Raw genomic sequence first — 15,643 nt, 5'->3', positions numbered from 1 at the left:
TGGTTAAGAAATGGGTTGTCTATAGTATTGACGGAATATTGGGTTTTATTCGTGAAGAACTACGTTTAACTTAATGCATAGCCCACGATCAAAGTTAGTGTTAAAAACACTGATAATGACAATGTTAGTAAGACTGTTGCTACGCTTCTAAGCATCGCAATCCAATTATTCATCTTAGAAAACCCTTTAATGCCAGCAAAAAAAGTTCCTATTGTTAAAACTAGTAAAATGAATAAAGGGTGAATGTGTAGTGAATCTGTAAAAAATTTGAATATTTCAGATGGAATTTCAAAATATAAACAGAATAAACCAATACAAATCAAGGAACAAATAAAGGACCATAGATTGATGTTATGTTTCATAGCTTTCTCCTATGTTATCAAAATATTTTTATTTAATTTTAATGGAAAATAAAAGAAAAAGATAGCGGTTATAAATTGGAATAAAGTTCTTAACAAAATAATCCATTTGTAGAGAGGAGAAGAGGGTAATGACTAGCCTAAAGAAAAGAAAGATGAGAAAAGCTGTTTTACGTCGTGCGAAATCGGTTGATAAATATAGAGTTGCAAATGCATGGAGAAATATCTTTGTACAGATCGGTATTTTGAAATGATAAGCTACCTCATAGTGACGATATCACATTACATATAAATATAGTCCGGCTAGAAAACTAGAGGACACCAGATCATTAGAGCAGTAACAATTGCTGCACTATGGATTGGTGTCCTTTTTATTTTATAAAAGGGAGATGTGGGGAATGAAAGCATTAAAAGATCAGTTACGTGAATGGAAAAAGCAAGCGAATCAAGTAAAAAAGAAAAAGAAGAAAAAAAGAAAAGAGAAATTGAGCACACGTGACATTGAAGATTTGATGGGGATTCGTGGACCACGTTATGAACGTAGACGTGGAGCTTTAAGACAAAAGTAATTAAAAATAATAAGGAGTGGTCTTACATGACTAAACAATTATCTTTCTTACCAAAAATTGATCGCGCAGCAACACAGGAACGTTTGGAAGGTGTTCTTGAAAGTGTACGGATATACAGGCAGTTTGGAATGATTCGTAAAGAAATGAAAGTCACTCCTTCTTATGAAATTAGAGAACATGGGCCTACACATGCAGTTGGCAAACCTTTAGAAGACGTAGCGCTAGCAAATGTACAACAAAGTAAAAGGGAAGAATGGTTAGAGAAGATGTCTTTTCGAATTGACCAGGCAGTAAGTCGCCTTAGTAAGAATCAAAGAGATATTATTGTAAAGCGTTATTTAGAAGATGAAGAAGTCTTTGATTATATGGTTTATAACAAGATTGGCATGAGTGAGCGCACGTATAGACGTAATAAATCCAGAGCATTTTATAAGTTGGCTTTTGCTCTTAGATTAGAAGTGTATGAGATAGAAGAACATTATGGAGGGGATGATCAATGAATTTTGTTCAACCAATACGTGATCCAGAGCAAATACAACAGCTAAAAGAGTACTTTAAGGAAAAGAATGATCGTAATTATATTTTATTCATTATGGGAATTAATACAGGTTTACGAATCAGTGATATTTTAAAGTTGAAGGTAGGTGATGTCAAAGGTAGTCATATATCTATGCGAGAAAAGAAAACGGGTAAACAAAAACGAATTCAAATTACATCTACACTAAAAAGAGAGCTTAAGTGGTTCAATGAAGAAAGGGAAGATGATGAATATCTATTGCAAAGCAGACAAGCTAAGAATCGTCCTATCGGCCGTAGCATGGCATATAAGATATTAAGTGGAGCTGCAGCAGAGTTCGGATTAGATGAAATAGGTACACATACTCTGAGAAAGACCTACGGATATCATATGTACATGCAAACAAAGAACATTGCTTTGCTTATGGAGATATTCAATCATTCATCTGAGAAAGTAACACTTCGTTATATAGGTGTAAATCAAGATGCAATGGATAAAGCAATGACTAGGTTCAAAATCTAATCATTGTTTTTTCTTTTTTGTTTTATACAGTTACTCATAAATTTCGTATTGTGTAACTCGAAATAAAAAGTCTCATAAAGTTACTAGTATCAAGGGATTCAGCGTTTCCGTCAGTTACACACAATATAAGATATGGGTAAGTGAAGCAACGGCATAAAAAGAAGAAGCGTAGTTCGTCAAATGGACGTAACGCTTCATTACCATCAAGTTAAGAAATTCATTGTTTCCGATTAATAGTATCCGTTTTTATGTAATTATTATTGATTTTGAAAAAATAAAAAATCGCCTTATTAAAGGCGATTCATAGTTTATTCATTTTGCATTCTTTTGATAAATAAGTATCTTTTAAAGTTAAATGCAATGTTCTACATTAACGTGTTTCAGGTTCTTTTTCTTTTCTTCTAAGACCGAATAAACCTGCTAGTCCTAATAAACCAAGCCACGCCCAATTATTATTATCATCACGATCATTATTCAAATCATTTGTTGTATTCACATTTCGAGTTCTAGTATCATTATTAACTCTATTCATGTTATTGTCATTAACTCGAGTTGTAATATCATTATTGTTAACTCTATCCATATTATTTCCATCGTATTCAGCATGGACACTTGTACCAAAAACCATAATAGTTAGTAATAGGGCACCTAAAATAGATGACAATTTTTTCTTCATGGTTTTCCCTCCTTTCATATTTAGTAATGTCTCCCGTTCCTTTAGACAATATTCGTTTAAGAATATTATAAATCCATTTGAGTTAAAATTATGATAAATATCTTTAATTTCTATTATTAAAAGTACTGATAATAATGGATTATGTTAATTGAAATATATGTGTTATTTATAAGAATAAATTTTTTGTAACAGTACATTCTATAAGGTGTAATTACTATATTTGGGTAAGGTGTTCCTTATGAGTTATAAGAACTTATTTTCTTTAATCAGGAACATGGTTGGGAAAATTTTTTCTATAGTAAGCATTTTTGTTAAGAGTTTAATTTCTTTAAGGAGGAATATTTTAATGGGTATTTTAAGTGGAAATCCACAATATAAGATATGGGTAAGTGAAGCAACGGCATAAAAAGAAGAAGCGTAGTTCGTCAAATGGACGTAACGCTTCATTACCATCAAGTTAAGAAATTCATTGTTTCCGATTAATAGTATCCGTTTTTATGTAATTATTATTGATTTTGAAAAAATAAAAAATCGCCTTATTAAAGGCGATTCACGTTGTTGAAAAAAGATTATGTTAAGAAAATGCCGAATTTTTTTGGCATTTTCTTGATTTCTATTTGTTTTATAGAATGGTTTCTTCTATAATTTGATGTGTTAGGTGTAAACCAACTTGCTTAAGCGAGCGTAGTTTGGTCCACTTTTTTAAGTTTTGTATGATGGCGGTCATCAAAACTTGTACTTTAACCTTTTGAACTCCACGGTATCGTGCATAGCGCAAACCGTGGAGTTCTTTACTATGTGCGAAACTCAGTTCAACCGTAGACGGACGAACGGAACGGAGAATTTTTCCTCTTATTGATAAGCGCTGTTCTCTTAACTGATCGTAAATTTCTTGATGGATAGAAATTCGCAACACACGATCTTGGTTTTCTTTTTTCGCAAATGGACAGGATTGACAACTTCCTTTAGGTGGTCTGAATTCATGATAACCTTGACGATTCGTTGTTTTATAATAAAACGGTACACCGCAAGGACAGGCGTAGAGATCCTCGTTTACTTGTTTAAATTGATAACGACGGCACTTTGGATGATCCTTCGTTGTAAATCGACGATAAGACATGTAGACGAAGAAGCCACGTTGAAACAACCTTCGCGCGAGGGAAGCGTTGTAGTAGCCTGAATCAAGGGCGATTTCTTTCGCATACTTCCCCAATAATTGATTTAACCGTTCAACTTGTCCGATCAATTTACGATGCCCAGGCACATTCGCGGCGGTGACATCTGTGGCGATGATAAAGTTATGAAGCGAATCCACGATACGGTGCTCAAAATAGGCAAAGCGTCCGCGTTGATCGTGTTTGACGGACAAGCGAGCGTCAGAATCTACAGGGCTAATGTTTGTCTGTTTTTCTTCTATTTTTGAGCCTTTCGCTTGTAAAGGTTTCTTCCCATGACGCACACGGTGATCGTTAATCATCACTAAATCCTCATCTTTTTCTTCTATTACTTTTTCTTCCGCCAAGATTTCGCGTACACGCTTATTCGCATTCGCTTTTAATTCTGTTTCATCCGCCACCCATGTTTCGTTTGCGATAAACCCTTCTTGTTGAATCACACGAAGGCAATGCTGAAAAAGCTCCTCCCAAAACGTCGCATTTCGTAGACGTTGCGAGAGAAACTTAGAGATTGTTGAGTGATCTGGAATCTTCTCATTCGAGGAAATCCCTAAAAACCAACGATACGTCGCATTCTGTTTTACTTGATTACATGTAAAACGAACCGAGCGAAAGCCTTCCAAATACTGAATTAATAAGATTTTCACTAACATAATCGGATCTTTCGTTGGTCGACCGATACGATGTGGATAGAACACTTCCAATCGCCTTGTCACAAAATCCCAATCCATCACTTGATCCATCTTTACTAAATGATGCGAAGCATCATACATCATTTCATAGTACTTTCGATTTTCTTCAATTTCTTTCATGGAATATGTAACGTACATAAAAAATCTCCTCGCTTCATTTCATTCACGAGGAGATTTTATCGAAATTTTCAGGTTTTGTCTATTGACTAGATTGTTTTTCAACAGTATGAATCGCCTTATTAAAGGCGATTCATAGTTTATTCATTTTGCATTCTTTTGATAAATAAGTATCTTTTAAAGTTAAATGCAATGTTCTACATTAACGTGTTTCAGGTTCTTTTTCTTTTCTTCTAAGACCGAATAAACCTGCTAGTCCTAATAAACCAAGCCACGCCCAATTATTATTATCATCACGATCATTATTCAAATCATTTGTTGTATTCACATTTCGAGTTCTAGTATCATTATTAACTCTATTCATGTTATTGTCATTAACTCGAGTTGTAATATCATTATTGTTAACTCTATCCATATTATTTCCATCGTATTCAGCATGGACACTTGTACCAAAAACCATAATAGTTAGTAATAGGGCACCTAAAATAGATGACAATTTTTTCTTCATGGTTTTCCCTCCTTTCATATTTAGTAATGTCTCCCGTTCCTTTAGACAATATTCGTTTAAGAATATTATAAATCCATTTGAGTTAAAATTATGATAAATATCTTTAATTTCTATTATTAAAAGTACTGATAATAATGGATTATGTTAATTGAAATATATGTGTTATTTATAAGAATAAATTTTTTGTAACAGTACATTCTATAAGGTGTAATTACTATATTTGGGTAAGGTGTTCCTTATGAGTTATAAGAACTTATTTTCTTTAATCAGGAACATGGTTGGGAAAATTTTTTCTATAGTAAGCATTTTTGTTAAGAGTTTAATTTCTTTAAGGAGGAATATTTTAATGGGTATTTTAAGTGGAAATCCACAAAATGAACCAATGCACTACGGAGAAGTCTTTGGGATTTGGAGTTATCTTGCAGCGGCACAAGGTGCAATTGCTGGCTATCAAGTTCTTATTAACCACACAGGAGACGACGATTTAAAGAAATTTTTAGAAAATCTTGTACAGAACGATATCCAATCAGAAGTTGAAGAATTAAAAAATTTATTAAAATTAAATGGTGTTGCATTACCACCAGCACCTCCAGAAAGACCAGTTGCATCTATTGAAACGATTCCTCCTGGTGCTCGTATTAATGATGCAGAAATTGCAACTAAAGTTTCTATGGATCTTGCTGCTGGATTAGTAGCATGTAGCCAAGCTATGGGACAATCTCTTCGAGAAGATGTAGGAATGATGTTTGGTCAATTCCATATGAAAAAAGCACAAGCTGGAGCTATTTTGCTTCGTCTGAATAAGAAAAAAGGCTGGATTATTCCGCCTCCATTACATGTTCAACAATCAGAACAAGCATAATATCTTAATAGTAATCCAATTTATTTTTTATGGTTGTTGCAATGAGCTTGTCTAGGGAAATAAAGGTTATTGGCGAATTAAAATAAAGTGGCAGAGTCGTGACCGCTTTTTGACCGCAAATGTGCCGGTTGTTTTGGATTCAGTATGATATATTTGTATTGTGAGAAGTGGCGGAAAACACAACTCACAATGTTAATTCTTGAATTCTAAACGGTTCATATTGACGGTACATTAAAAAATCCGTAACCAGATTAATGGTGCAGGTTGAATGAAACCCGTTGATACAGGAGAGCTTTTGCTCTTCTTTCAGTCGCTAATGTTGGGGCATATGTATTAGAGAAAGTCATATACTGTTTAGCGATTGAAAGAGGCGTGAAAGCACCTTAACCAAACTTAATGAAATATGAAGTACACATGACTTGTCTATTTATGAAAGACCGTTATCCAATTGAGGTAGCGGTTTTTTATTTTCTTCGATAGAGAGTAAAAACTTCATTTACCGTATTTATAGTAATAGCATAGAGTTTTGAGAAAAAGGGCAACTGATGCATGGTTGCTCTTTTTATTATGTAAAATGAAGAAGTTATAAGCAGGAAATCATCTTCTTTTGTCGAATATTGTTTGGCTGAGAGGAGATGATAAAATGCATAATCCGAATCAAAATTTAATCGAGTTAATTGAGCAAATTCAAAAAAGTATGGAGAACATTAAAGCTTTTTCTGAATTTGGTCAAGGGATAAACAATGTAGTAAATGAAGCCATTGAAAAACAAGAACAGGAAAAAGAAGAACTGATTCAAAAAATCAAAAGCGGATTAGAAGAAACTAATCAAGTCTTAGAGCAATTGAAGGAATTGGAACAATCAAAAGAAAAAATAAAATAAAGTTTCATAAGAAGTCACATCAAATAAGATGTGGCTTTTTCTTATGTAAAAAGGAAGGTGTTTATGAAACGTATTATCAAAGCACCGAGAAAAGGGAGAATTAAGCCAGCGGCGGATACGAGTAACATTTGTCCGACATGTGGTGAATTTTGTATAGGAACAATACAATCAAAAATCGGCGGGCTTTTCACAAAAAATAAAAGAAAAAGAACGTATTCGTGTTGGAAGTGTAAAACACAGTGGCACACAGGATGGCAAGATAGCGAGTGAAATACTATCTTAGGCGCTGCCGTGATCGGTACAGCGTCTTATTTTATTTTAAAGAGGAAGTGATGAAGCGATGTTAAACATCTTTTGTGGGTTTGGAATGGGATTCATACTTTGCTTGGTGGTTGCAACTCAACTTATAAAAGCAAGGGAAGTAAAGGAAATGACTGATAATGATAAGTTAGTAATAAAAGAAATGAGACAGTTGAAAGAGACCAGGGAAGATAAGGAGTGAGGGTGGGTGAATGGCAAAGGAATATGCAAAGAAGTTTTATAAGTCAACAGCATGGAAGAAGTGCAGGGATTCGTATTTCAATTTCAGGCATGGCTTATGTGAAAGATGTAAAGACCCAGGGAAGATAGTTCATCACAAGGATTACATAACACCTGAGACCATTAATGATCCAGAGATTACATTAAGCTTTAGTAATCTAGAACTATTGTGCCAGGACTGTCATAACCGTGAACATCATGAGAAGAACAGTCCAGTTGTAGAAGGTGTAATGTTTGATAGTAATGGAGATTTGATTAGGAGAGATGAGTAATGGTACAAAGTACGAACAATCATCTAAATGCTTCTTGTCCTCAATGTAATAAGAGTATGAGAGTTATCCCTGTTTATTGTGATAATGTATTTGATCATTATACAATCCATTGTGATCAGTGCGGATACATAGATATAGTGAACGCTAATCAAGATGATGAGGTTAATGATATGAATAATGCATTGGTTTATGTATGGCTTGATGTATTAAAAAATCAATTAATTAATGATGTAGCTGATGAAAGATTAATTATTGCAATTAAACAAGCGCAGCAGATTATAAAAGAAAAGGTTACTGGATATTCAGAATAGCCCAAGCCCCCCTATAAAAATTTTATTTTTAAATCTGATAGGGACCGAGGGGGGAGCTTCATGTAACACACAGGTCATTCCGTGTGACCCCCTACCCCAAAACGAAAGAGATGAGGTGTTATTTATGGCGAGAAAGAAAGAATTAACAAAAGAAGAACGTGTTAGAAAAGAAATACTTAGACTTAAACGGATATACAAAGAGATGCCAAAAGATACCCTCTTGGTAGTAGAGGGGTTAATTGTTGAAGCAGCTGACTTAAGAGTTCGACTTGAAGATATCCGAAAAGACTTAGATGAAAACGGATATGATGAAATGTTTTCACAATCAGAAAATCAAGAGCCGTATGAAAGAGAACGCCCGCAGGCTCGGCGGTATATATCAATGAATAAAAATTACCAATCTATTATGAAACAACTTGGCGACTATGTTCCTAAAATACCACCAGAACCGAAAAAGAAAGATGATGGATTTGATTCATTCGTGAATAAACGTGATTAAAGAATATCCATTATCTTATAATCCTATTTTAGAATACTGGTACAAAATCGAAAGTGGAGAAGAGATTGTATCAAACAAAGTAAGACGAGTTTATAAAAAACTTGTCGATGATTTAAATAACTCAAATATTGAATGGGAATATAACGCAAAACGAGCAAATCATGCAATAGAGTTCATTGAAAACTTTTGCAAACACAGTAAAGGTAAAATGGGAGGTAAACCATTCTTACTAGAGTTATGGCAAAAAGCAATGACCGCCGCCCTTTTTGGTTTTGTCCATAAAATAGATAGTATAAGAAAATACCGCGAGTTCATGTTAATCGTTGCACGTAAAAACGGGAAATCTGCTTGGGGCTCTGCTGTTGCTCTTTATTTGATGGTTGCTGACGGTGAAGCAGGACCAGAAATTGTGAGTGCGGCTACGAAAAAAGACCAAGCTAAAATTATATGGTCCGAAGCGAAACGAATGGTCAAGAAATCTCCCGTGCTTAGCAAACGTATTAGAACGTTAGTAGCTGAAATGATTTCAGACTTTAATGATGGTTCATTTAAGCCTCTATCAAGCGATTCGAATACATTAGATGGTCTTAACGTTCATTGCTCTTTAATCGATGAGTTGCACGCAATCGAGGACAAAAACCTTTATGACGTTATTGTTGATGGTATGACAGCACGTGAACAACCAATCTCCATCATTACAACAACTGCAGGAACTGTTCGAGAAGGCATCTTTGATATTAAGTATGAAGAAGCTGAACGTATTATTAATGGTTACGATGATCCAGACGGTTACCACGATGAAAGAACCCTTCCGATTATTTATGAACTGGATAAACGGGAAGAATGGATTGATGAATCTTGTTGGAAGAAGGCTAATCCTGGACTAGGTACGATTAAAAATCTTGATCAATTAAGAAGTAAGGTTGAAAAAGCAAAAGCGAATCCATTATTAGTAAAGAACTTGCTAACCAAAGACTTTAATATTCGAGAAACATCAACAGAAGCTTGGTTAACCTTTGAACAATTAAATAACCCAGCTATTTTTGATATAGCAGAACTAAAACCTTCTTACGGTATTGGTGGTTGTGACTTATCTTCTACAACAGACCTTACCGCAGCGAAGGTTATTTTTATGGTTCCGAACGATCCACAAATTTACGTTAAACAAATGTATTGGCTTCCTGAGGATCTACTTGAACAAAGGAGTAAAGAAGATAAAATCCCGTATGATTTATGGTACGATCAAGGATTATTAAGGACTACACCAGGAAATTCTGTGCACTATAAATTTGTTACTGAGTGGTTCTTAGAAATACGAGATGAGTGTGGCATTTATCTTCCTTGGATTGGTTATGATAGATGGTCCGCTAAGTACTGGGTTGAAGAAATGGAAAGTTATTTTGGTAAAGAGTCTATGATTCCAATCGCGCAAGGTAAACAAACACTTTCTAGCCCTATGAAGCTGTTAGGAGCCGACTTAGAATCGAAACTAGTAAATTATAATAACAACCCTTTAGATAAATGGTGTCTTTCTAATACTGCAATTGACATTGATAAGAATTTGAACATACAGCCAAATAAAACTAAAAATCAGCGTCGCCGTATCGATGGCGCAGCGGCACTTTTAAATGCATATGTAGTTCTTCAAGAAAAGCGTAATGATTATCTCAATATGATCTAAGAGGGAGGTGAGAAATTGGGATTATTCGATAAGATATTTGGCAGGAAACAAGCCCCTACCACGACTCGTTTGGAAATGATAAACGACAATGGAGGAGTCTTTTTTTCGTGGAATGGAGATATTTATCAGAGTGATATTATCAGAGCCTGTATACGCCCTAAAGCAAAAGCAGTCGGCAAGTTAATTGCTAAACATATCAGAGACAATTCGACTGAGTTTAAGGTGAATCCTGACTCCTATATGCGATTTCTTTTGGAAGAACCGAATCTATTAATGACAGGTCAGATGTTCCAAGAGAAAATGACAGTACAATTAGAACTTAATCATAATGCTTTTGCTTATATTAAACGCGATGAACTTGGTTATGCTTCTGAGATTTATCCTATCCCTTGTACGAATGTCGAAGTTGTAGAAGGGGCACAAGGCGATATTTTCTTAAAGTTTTATTTTAAAAATGGAAAGCAAATGACGGTTCCTTATACAGACATTATTCATCTTAGAAAAGATTTCAATGAGAATGATTTCTTTGGTGAACATCCAGGCGAAGCGTTATCATCGTTGATGGAAATTGTTACAACTACCGATCAAGGGATTGTCAAAGCAATTAAAAATAGCGCAGTAGTGAAATGGATATTGAAATTCAAGTCTGTTTTAAAGCAAGAAGACATTGATACACAAGTGAAAAACTTTGTTAACAATTATTTAAGTATCGATAATGTTAACGGTGGAGCTGCCTCATCTGATCCACGTTATGACTTAGAACAAGTTAAGCCAGAAGCTTTTGTTCCAGATTCTAAGCAAATGCAAGAAACGACTCAAAGGATTTATAACTTCTTCAATACAAATGAACAAATTATACAAAGTAAGTACACAGAAGATGAGTGGAATGCATACTACGAATCTGAAATAGAACCATTAGCAATGCAGTTTGCAGGTGAAATGACCCGCAAGCTTTTTTCTCGTCGAGAAAGAGGGTTTGGAAACAAAATAATATACGAAGCTTCAAGTCTTCAATACGCTTCTATGTCTACTAAGATGAATCTCGTTCAAATGGTTGATAGAGGAGCTATGACACCTAATGAATGGCGTTCAATCTTGTCATTAGGTCCTATAGAAGGTGGAGACAAACCAATTCGAAGATTGGATACAGCTTTAGTTAAAGAAGGAAACGTTACTAGCGAAGGAGGTGATGACGATGGAGCAGACGGAGAAGAGGGAACTGGTAACTAGTGGGATTGAAATTAGAGAATCTGAAAATGGTACCAGGACTTTATATGGATATGCAGTGAAGTGGGAAATGAAATCAGAGACAATGGGTTACTGGATGAGATTTAAAGAGCAATTTAAAAAAGGTTCTTTTACTGAATCATTAACCAAAGAGGACCAAAGAGCACTGTGGAGTCATGATACTTCAAAAGTGCTAGGTCGCACTAAAAACGGAACCCTTCGACTTTTTGAAGATGAAATTGGATTGCGTTTTGAATTAGATTTACCAAACACCTCGTTAGGTAATGATGCATACGAAACAATCAAACGCGGTGACGTAGATGGAGTAAGTTTTGGTTTCCAAATGCAAAAACAAGAGTGGGATGAATCCGATCCAGACAATATCACTCGAACAATTGTTACAGCAAAACTAATGGAAATTAGCCCTGTAGCTTTCCCAGCCTATCCTGATTCACAAGTTTCAGCAAGAAGTAATGATCCATATAAGCAGTATGTAGAAGAACGTAAACACAGTAATTTACGCAAAAAACTTATTTTAAAAACTTATTTATAAAGGGGAAATCTTAATATGACATTAGAACAAATTTTAGCACGTATGACAGAGATTCGTAGTTTATTAGAAAGTGATCAAGAAGTAGATCTTACAGCATTAGATACAGAACTTCGTGAATTGAATGATAAAAAAAGTCAAATTGAAACTCGTCAACGCCTTTTGAATGAAGCTCGTGATATCAATAACGGTACTGCTACAGAAACACGTACTATTGAAACGTTCAATGCTAACCCAGAAAAGCGAGAAGAAGCCGAAAAAGAAGTTGAAAAACGCGGACAAGACCTAAAAGAAAATCGCTCTATTACTGTTTCTAGTGGAGACTTAGTTTTACCGAAGCATACAGCGAGCGACATTAAAGGTACATTTAATCAAGTATCTAGTCTTATTGATCGTGTAGCTCTTGTTCCATTGAACGGTGGAGAGAGTTATGAAAGAGCATATGAAAAAGGACATGGTGAAGGGGATTACACGGCTGAAGCCGCGGATTACAAAGAAGCTGATGTTCAATTTGGTTATGCAACAATCAATAAAACGAAAATTACAGCGTACAGCGAAGAGTCAGAAGAGGTTCAAAAGCTTCCTAATGCTAATTATAGTGGCGTCATTGTAGGCGGAGTAAACAAAGCGCTTCGTAAGAAAATCACTAGAGAAATTCTAATTGGTGACGGTGGAGCAGGTCATTTAGTTGGAATCTTTTCTGCACAAGCAACAGCGATTGCAGCTTCTACGGATTTAAGTCTTTCGAAAATTGATGCTGATACATTAGATAATATTATTTTCTCTTATGGTGGCGATGAGGATGTTGAAGATACAGCAGTGTTAATCCTTAGTAAAAAGGATTTAAAGGCATTTGCTATGTTACGTGATGCTGATGGTAAGAAACAGTATGAGGTGAAATCGAGCGGAAATACTGGAACGATTGATAGTGTACCATACATCATTAATAGTGCTTGTAAAGCAGTTTCTGATGCAACAACAGCAGATAATTCTTATGTTATGGCATATGGACCATTATCAAACTATGAACTTGCTACATTCTCACCAACAGATATTCGTCGTTCTGACGACTATAAATTTAAGCAAGGTATGGTTGCACACCGTGGTTCAGTATTTATTGGCGGTAACGTTGCAGCACACAATGGATTCTTACGTGTGATAAAAGCTCCAACAGTTTAAGGAGGATAATTCATGAGTAAACATTTAATTATTAGTGCTTTTATTGATAAAGATACGTTACAAGGTTACTCAGAAGGCGATGTGTACGAGTCAAAAGACACGGAACGCATCGCTTTTTTACAAGAAAAAAGATTCCTTAGAGTACCAGAATCAAAGCAAGAGGATTCCGATGGACTTAAGCATGCAGGTGGGGGCTATTATCAGCTCCCTAATGGTGAGAAAGTTAAAGGGAAAGAAGCAGCACTTGAAGCCTTAAAAGAAATTGATCAAAAAGGTGAATAACTATGATGCTTGGAGATGTTAAGAAAGCATTGCGTATTTCACATGATGCTCTCGATGATGAGATTACAGATTTAATTGAAGCGGGAAGGCATGACCTTATGCTCTCTGGCGTTTCTAGTTTAAAAACAAATGATGATACTGATCCGCTTATTAAGCGGGCAATTATAACTTATGTTAAAGCTAATTTTATTCCAGATGCAAAAGAAGCAGAACGCTTCCAGTCATCTTATAACATGCTTAAAAATCACTTAACATTAGCAGGTGATTACAAATGAACGATATTCTATTTTTTCCAGAGGTTACAACTGTTGAGGATGATTTAGGACAGATTGAGGAAGTTGAAACATTTAGTAGACAAGTTTTCTGTGAGGAAAAAAGTATTCCTCAAAGTGAGTTTTTTCTCGCGGGACAAAGTGGTATGAAGGTAAGTTGCATCCTGGTCGTGTATTCAATGGATTATCAAAAAGAACAAAAAGTGAAGTATGACGAAATTTCTTATCATATATACCGAACTTATAAACGGAATGATGAAAAGATTGAGCTATATTGCGAGGTGAAAGCCGGTGGCTAGTATTGATAGTTTAGCGAATGAGATTGTAAGAGAGATGCGGCGATACACGAACACAGTTGTGGAAGATGTTGAAGTAGCTCAAGAAGAAGTGTCGGATAATCTTGTATCTGAGCTTGAAACAGATCCTACGCCTGAACTTACAGGTGATTATCGCGAAGGGTGGCGTAAGAAGAAAGAAGGAAATAAGACCATTGTCCACAATGCAACTGACTATCAATTGACTCATTTATTAGAGAAAGGGCATGCAAAAGCTGGCGGTGGACGCGTTCCGGCTAAAGTGCATATTGCCCCAGCGGAAGAACGTGCGATAAATGACTATTTAGAGCGTGTGGAAAGGGCGATACGACAATGACATTAGCTGAATTGAAAAAGATACTAGATGCTACAGGTTATCCTGTGGCTTATTCGCATTTCACCGCGACAGCAACAAAGCCTGTGCCTTTGCCACCATACATTTGTTATCTTGTGGACGGATCTCCCAACATGATGGCGGATAATAAAGTTTATCAAAAAGTAAATGATGTAAACATTGAGCTTTATACAACTAAAAAAGATTTAGTAGCAGAGGCTCGTTTAGAAAACGTCTTAGATGAGCATGAGATACCTTATGACTCGCCATTTGAGACTTTTATTGAATCAGAGAAATTATTTCAAAAATTTTATGAAGTGAGGTTGATATAAATGGAAAATAAAGTGGTATTTGGGTTAAAGAATGTACACTACTCTGTCATTACGGAAGATACAACAACTGGCACGTTTGATTATGGGCCAGTTGTTAAGCATCCAGGTGCTGTTGAAATGAAACTAGATCCTAAAGGGGAACAATCAGACTTCTTTGCAGATGATATGAACTACTATACAGAATCATCTAACCAAGGATACGAAGGGGCATTAACCTTTGCTAAGGTCACGGAAGCATTTCGAACAGAAGTATTAGGTGAAGTTTTAGATGAGGTTGATAAAGTAATCACAGAGAGTTCGGATGCTAAAATCAAGAAAATAGCTATGATGTTCGAATTTGATGGAGACGTTAAAGCAATACGACATGTTTTATACAACGTTGCTGTATCTCGTCCTGGTATGTCTTCAACAACTAAGAGCGATAAAACAGAACCAAACACTACAGAATTATCATTTGTGGCAGCGCAACGTCCGACAGACCTTAAAGTTAAGACATCTACAACGGCGGATACGCCTGCCGCTATTTACGATGCTTGGTATACAAAAGTTTATGAAAAGATAACAACACCATAAGGGGCGTGATTAGATGGAAAAAACAATTGTAATTGATGATAGAGATGTACTTGTAAAAAGCACTGCGGGTACAGCTATTCGTTATAAGTCACAATTCAGACGTGACATGTTTGCGGATATTCTTGGTTTAGGGGTACTTTCTTCATATATTTCACCTAATGGTGAGCAAACTAACATTGACCTTTCTAATGTTGATTTAAGTAAATTGGATTTTGAAGTTATTTATAACTTAGTTTGGGCATTTGCTAAAACGGCAAATAAAGGGGTTCCAGATCCATTAACTTGGCTTGATACATTTGGAGAGTTTCCGATTGCCGAGATTATTACTGAAATTCAAGATTTAATTAAAAGCACTGTTCAATCAAAAAAAAAATAACAGGAAATGAGCAAGAGCAAG

The 15,643-nt window shown here is 35.5% G+C and carries 25 protein-coding genes; 21 read left to right on the top strand and 4 right to left on the bottom strand.

The features are described from left to right. Positions 1–65: 65 nt before the first annotated feature. On the bottom strand, positions 66–362 hold the full coding sequence (locus QRE67_RS16880; protein ID WP_286121348.1) for a hypothetical protein: 297 nt from the start codon (positions 360–362) through the stop codon (positions 66–68). A gap of 128 nt (positions 363–490) precedes the next feature. Between QRE67_RS16880 and QRE67_RS16875 the strand changes: the two genes are divergently transcribed. The 4 genes from QRE67_RS16875 to QRE67_RS16860 all read left to right on the top strand — a co-directional run bounded on the left by QRE67_RS16875 (position 491) and on the right by QRE67_RS16860 (position 1,967). Further along, complete coding sequence (locus tag QRE67_RS16875; RefSeq protein ID WP_286121347.1) at positions 491–613, top strand: DUF3983 domain-containing protein; 123 nt, start codon at positions 491–493, stop codon at positions 611–613. A gap of 144 nt (positions 614–757) precedes the next feature. Continuing rightward, positions 758–928: a hypothetical protein gene (locus tag QRE67_RS16870; protein WP_286121346.1), complete on the top strand. Its 171-nt coding sequence runs from the start codon at positions 758–760 to the stop codon at positions 926–928. A 26-nt stretch (positions 929–954) separates the two neighbouring features. Further along, a complete protein-coding gene (locus QRE67_RS16865; protein WP_286121345.1) occupies positions 955–1,428 on the top strand; it encodes an ArpU family phage packaging/lysis transcriptional regulator in 474 nt (157 codons plus the stop codon). Next, complete coding sequence (locus QRE67_RS16860; RefSeq protein WP_286121344.1) at positions 1,425–1,967, top strand: site-specific integrase; 543 nt, start codon at positions 1,425–1,427, stop codon at positions 1,965–1,967. The genes QRE67_RS16865 and QRE67_RS16860 overlap by 4 nt, the downstream gene beginning before the upstream one ends. A gap of 370 nt (positions 1,968–2,337) precedes the next feature. Here the strand turns inward: QRE67_RS16860 and QRE67_RS16855 are convergent, their stop codons facing one another. The 3 genes from QRE67_RS16855 to QRE67_RS16845 all read right to left on the bottom strand — a co-directional run bounded on the left by QRE67_RS16855 (position 2,338) and on the right by QRE67_RS16845 (position 5,135). Next, positions 2,338–2,643 (bottom strand): WGxxGxxG family protein, encoded by a 306-nt coding sequence (locus QRE67_RS16855; RefSeq protein ID WP_033675502.1) that lies wholly within the window; start codon positions 2,641–2,643, stop codon positions 2,338–2,340. A gap of 622 nt (positions 2,644–3,265) precedes the next feature. Beyond that, positions 3,266–4,648 (bottom strand): IS1182 family transposase, encoded by a 1,383-nt coding sequence (locus QRE67_RS16850; RefSeq protein WP_286120780.1) that lies wholly within the window; start codon positions 4,646–4,648, stop codon positions 3,266–3,268. A 181-nt stretch (positions 4,649–4,829) separates the two neighbouring features. After that, entirely contained in the window at positions 4,830–5,135 is a 306-nt protein-coding gene (locus QRE67_RS16845) for a WGxxGxxG family protein (protein WP_033675502.1), read from the bottom strand. Positions 5,136–5,481: 346 nt separating this feature from the next. Between QRE67_RS16845 and QRE67_RS16840 the strand changes: the two genes are divergently transcribed. The 17 genes from QRE67_RS16840 (at position 5,482) to QRE67_RS16760 (ending at position 15,622) form a co-directional block, all read left to right on the top strand. Continuing rightward, positions 5,482–5,997, top strand: a complete 516-nt coding sequence (locus tag QRE67_RS16840) for a DUF3231 family protein (RefSeq protein WP_033675503.1) — start codon at positions 5,482–5,484, stop codon at positions 5,995–5,997. A 643-nt stretch (positions 5,998–6,640) separates the two neighbouring features. Further along, positions 6,641–6,880, top strand: coding sequence for a hypothetical protein (locus QRE67_RS16835; protein WP_286121342.1), 240 nt, complete (start codon positions 6,641–6,643; stop codon positions 6,878–6,880). A gap of 340 nt (positions 6,881–7,220) precedes the next feature. Next, on the top strand, positions 7,221–7,382 hold the full coding sequence (locus tag QRE67_RS16830; protein ID WP_286121341.1) for a hypothetical protein: 162 nt from the start codon (positions 7,221–7,223) through the stop codon (positions 7,380–7,382). A gap of 10 nt (positions 7,383–7,392) precedes the next feature. Beyond that, positions 7,393–7,692 carry an HNH endonuclease signature motif containing protein gene (locus QRE67_RS16825; protein WP_286121340.1) on the top strand — a complete coding sequence of 100 codons (300 nt, stop codon included), beginning with the start codon at positions 7,393–7,395 and terminating at the stop codon, positions 7,690–7,692. Then, the gene (locus QRE67_RS16820; protein WP_286121339.1) at positions 7,692–8,003 is read left to right on the top strand and encodes a hypothetical protein; all 312 of its coding nucleotides are present in this window, start codon (positions 7,692–7,694) and stop codon (positions 8,001–8,003) included. Before QRE67_RS16825 ends, QRE67_RS16820 begins: the two co-directional genes overlap by 1 nt. Before the next feature lie 124 nt (positions 8,004–8,127). Next, entirely contained in the window at positions 8,128–8,502 is a 375-nt protein-coding gene (locus QRE67_RS16815; RefSeq protein ID WP_286121338.1) for a hypothetical protein, read from the top strand. Next, on the top strand, positions 8,498–10,183 hold the full coding sequence (locus QRE67_RS16810; RefSeq protein WP_483298710.1) for a terminase large subunit: 1,686 nt from the start codon (positions 8,498–8,500) through the stop codon (positions 10,181–10,183). Before QRE67_RS16815 ends, QRE67_RS16810 begins: the two co-directional genes overlap by 5 nt. 15 nt (positions 10,184–10,198) lie before the next feature. Beyond that, entirely contained in the window at positions 10,199–11,413 is a 1,215-nt protein-coding gene (locus QRE67_RS16805) for a phage portal protein (RefSeq protein WP_286121334.1), read from the top strand. Next, entirely contained in the window at positions 11,379–11,963 is a 585-nt protein-coding gene (locus QRE67_RS16800) for an HK97 family phage prohead protease (protein WP_286121333.1), read from the top strand. Before QRE67_RS16805 ends, QRE67_RS16800 begins: the two co-directional genes overlap by 35 nt. Positions 11,964–11,978: 15 nt before the next feature. Continuing rightward, positions 11,979–13,139, top strand: coding sequence for a phage major capsid protein (locus tag QRE67_RS16795; protein ID WP_286121331.1), 1,161 nt, complete (start codon positions 11,979–11,981; stop codon positions 13,137–13,139). Between the two features lie 12 nt (positions 13,140–13,151). After that, complete coding sequence (locus QRE67_RS16790; protein ID WP_286121330.1) at positions 13,152–13,421, top strand: hypothetical protein; 270 nt, start codon at positions 13,152–13,154, stop codon at positions 13,419–13,421. Between the two features lie 2 nt (positions 13,422–13,423). After that, positions 13,424–13,696, top strand: a complete 273-nt coding sequence (locus tag QRE67_RS16785; protein WP_286121328.1) for a head-tail connector protein — start codon at positions 13,424–13,426, stop codon at positions 13,694–13,696. After that, positions 13,693–13,992 (top strand): phage head closure protein, encoded by a 300-nt coding sequence (locus QRE67_RS16780; protein ID WP_286121327.1) that lies wholly within the window; start codon positions 13,693–13,695, stop codon positions 13,990–13,992. Before QRE67_RS16785 ends, QRE67_RS16780 begins: the two co-directional genes overlap by 4 nt. Continuing rightward, entirely contained in the window at positions 13,985–14,344 is a 360-nt protein-coding gene (locus QRE67_RS16775; RefSeq protein WP_286121325.1) for an HK97 gp10 family phage protein, read from the top strand. The genes QRE67_RS16780 and QRE67_RS16775 overlap by 8 nt, the downstream gene beginning before the upstream one ends. Then, on the top strand, positions 14,341–14,673 hold the full coding sequence (locus tag QRE67_RS16770) for a hypothetical protein (protein WP_286121324.1): 333 nt from the start codon (positions 14,341–14,343) through the stop codon (positions 14,671–14,673). Before QRE67_RS16775 ends, QRE67_RS16770 begins: the two co-directional genes overlap by 4 nt. Further along, positions 14,674–15,246 (top strand): major tail protein, encoded by a 573-nt coding sequence (locus tag QRE67_RS16765; RefSeq protein WP_286121322.1) that lies wholly within the window; start codon positions 14,674–14,676, stop codon positions 15,244–15,246. It abuts the gene before it with no gap. A 13-nt stretch (positions 15,247–15,259) separates the two neighbouring features. Continuing rightward, positions 15,260–15,622: a hypothetical protein gene (locus QRE67_RS16760; RefSeq protein ID WP_286121321.1), complete on the top strand. Its 363-nt coding sequence runs from the start codon at positions 15,260–15,262 to the stop codon at positions 15,620–15,622. The last annotated feature ends 21 nt before the right edge of the window (positions 15,623–15,643 follow it).

The sequence above is a fragment of the Bacillus sp. DX3.1 genome, assembly GCF_030292155.1.
Lineage (GTDB): Bacteria > Bacillota > Bacilli > Bacillales > Bacillaceae_G > Bacillus_A.
Note: the sequence above shows the minus strand (reverse complement) of the source record. Positions and strands in the feature narration are given on the sequence as shown.

Bases quoted from the DNA above. Each gene is read 5' to 3' on its own strand.
- QRE67_RS16870 (WP_286121346.1), top strand. From the start codon at position 758: ATGAAAGCATTAAAAGATCAGTTACGTGAATGGAAAAAGCAAGCGAAT.
- QRE67_RS16875 (WP_286121347.1), top strand. From the start codon at position 491: ATGACTAGCCTAAAGAAAAGAAAGATGAGAAAAGCTGTTTTACGTCGT.
- QRE67_RS16835 (WP_286121342.1), top strand. From the start codon at position 6,641: ATGCATAATCCGAATCAAAATTTAATCGAGTTAATTGAGCAAATTCAA.
- QRE67_RS16820 (WP_286121339.1), top strand. From the start codon at position 7,692: ATGGTACAAAGTACGAACAATCATCTAAATGCTTCTTGTCCTCAATGT.
- QRE67_RS16760 (WP_286121321.1), top strand. From the start codon at position 15,260: ATGGAAAAAACAATTGTAATTGATGATAGAGATGTACTTGTAAAAAGC.
- QRE67_RS16850 (WP_286120780.1), bottom strand. From the start codon at position 4,648: ATGTACGTTACATATTCCATGAAAGAAATTGAAGAAAATCGAAAGTAC.
- QRE67_RS16765 (WP_286121322.1), top strand. From the start codon at position 14,674: ATGGAAAATAAAGTGGTATTTGGGTTAAAGAATGTACACTACTCTGTC.
- QRE67_RS16830 (WP_286121341.1), top strand. From the start codon at position 7,221: ATGTTAAACATCTTTTGTGGGTTTGGAATGGGATTCATACTTTGCTTG.
- QRE67_RS16785 (WP_286121328.1), top strand. From the start codon at position 13,424: ATGATGCTTGGAGATGTTAAGAAAGCATTGCGTATTTCACATGATGCT.
- QRE67_RS16800 (WP_286121333.1), top strand. From the start codon at position 11,379: ATGGAGCAGACGGAGAAGAGGGAACTGGTAACTAGTGGGATTGAAATT.
- QRE67_RS16825 (WP_286121340.1), top strand. From the start codon at position 7,393: ATGGCAAAGGAATATGCAAAGAAGTTTTATAAGTCAACAGCATGGAAG.
- QRE67_RS16780 (WP_286121327.1), top strand. From the start codon at position 13,693: ATGAACGATATTCTATTTTTTCCAGAGGTTACAACTGTTGAGGATGAT.
- QRE67_RS16815 (WP_286121338.1), top strand. From the start codon at position 8,128: ATGGCGAGAAAGAAAGAATTAACAAAAGAAGAACGTGTTAGAAAAGAA.
- QRE67_RS16865 (WP_286121345.1), top strand. From the start codon at position 955: ATGACTAAACAATTATCTTTCTTACCAAAAATTGATCGCGCAGCAACA.
- QRE67_RS16845 (WP_033675502.1), bottom strand. From the start codon at position 5,135: ATGAAGAAAAAATTGTCATCTATTTTAGGTGCCCTATTACTAACTATT.
- QRE67_RS16855 (WP_033675502.1), bottom strand. From the start codon at position 2,643: ATGAAGAAAAAATTGTCATCTATTTTAGGTGCCCTATTACTAACTATT.
- QRE67_RS16880 (WP_286121348.1), bottom strand. From the start codon at position 362: ATGAAACATAACATCAATCTATGGTCCTTTATTTGTTCCTTGATTTGT.
- QRE67_RS16840 (WP_033675503.1), top strand. From the start codon at position 5,482: ATGGGTATTTTAAGTGGAAATCCACAAAATGAACCAATGCACTACGGA.
- QRE67_RS16790 (WP_286121330.1), top strand. From the start codon at position 13,152: ATGAGTAAACATTTAATTATTAGTGCTTTTATTGATAAAGATACGTTA.
- QRE67_RS16860 (WP_286121344.1), top strand. From the start codon at position 1,425: ATGAATTTTGTTCAACCAATACGTGATCCAGAGCAAATACAACAGCTA.
- QRE67_RS16770 (WP_286121324.1), top strand. From the start codon at position 14,341: ATGACATTAGCTGAATTGAAAAAGATACTAGATGCTACAGGTTATCCT.
- QRE67_RS16795 (WP_286121331.1), top strand. From the start codon at position 11,979: ATGACATTAGAACAAATTTTAGCACGTATGACAGAGATTCGTAGTTTA.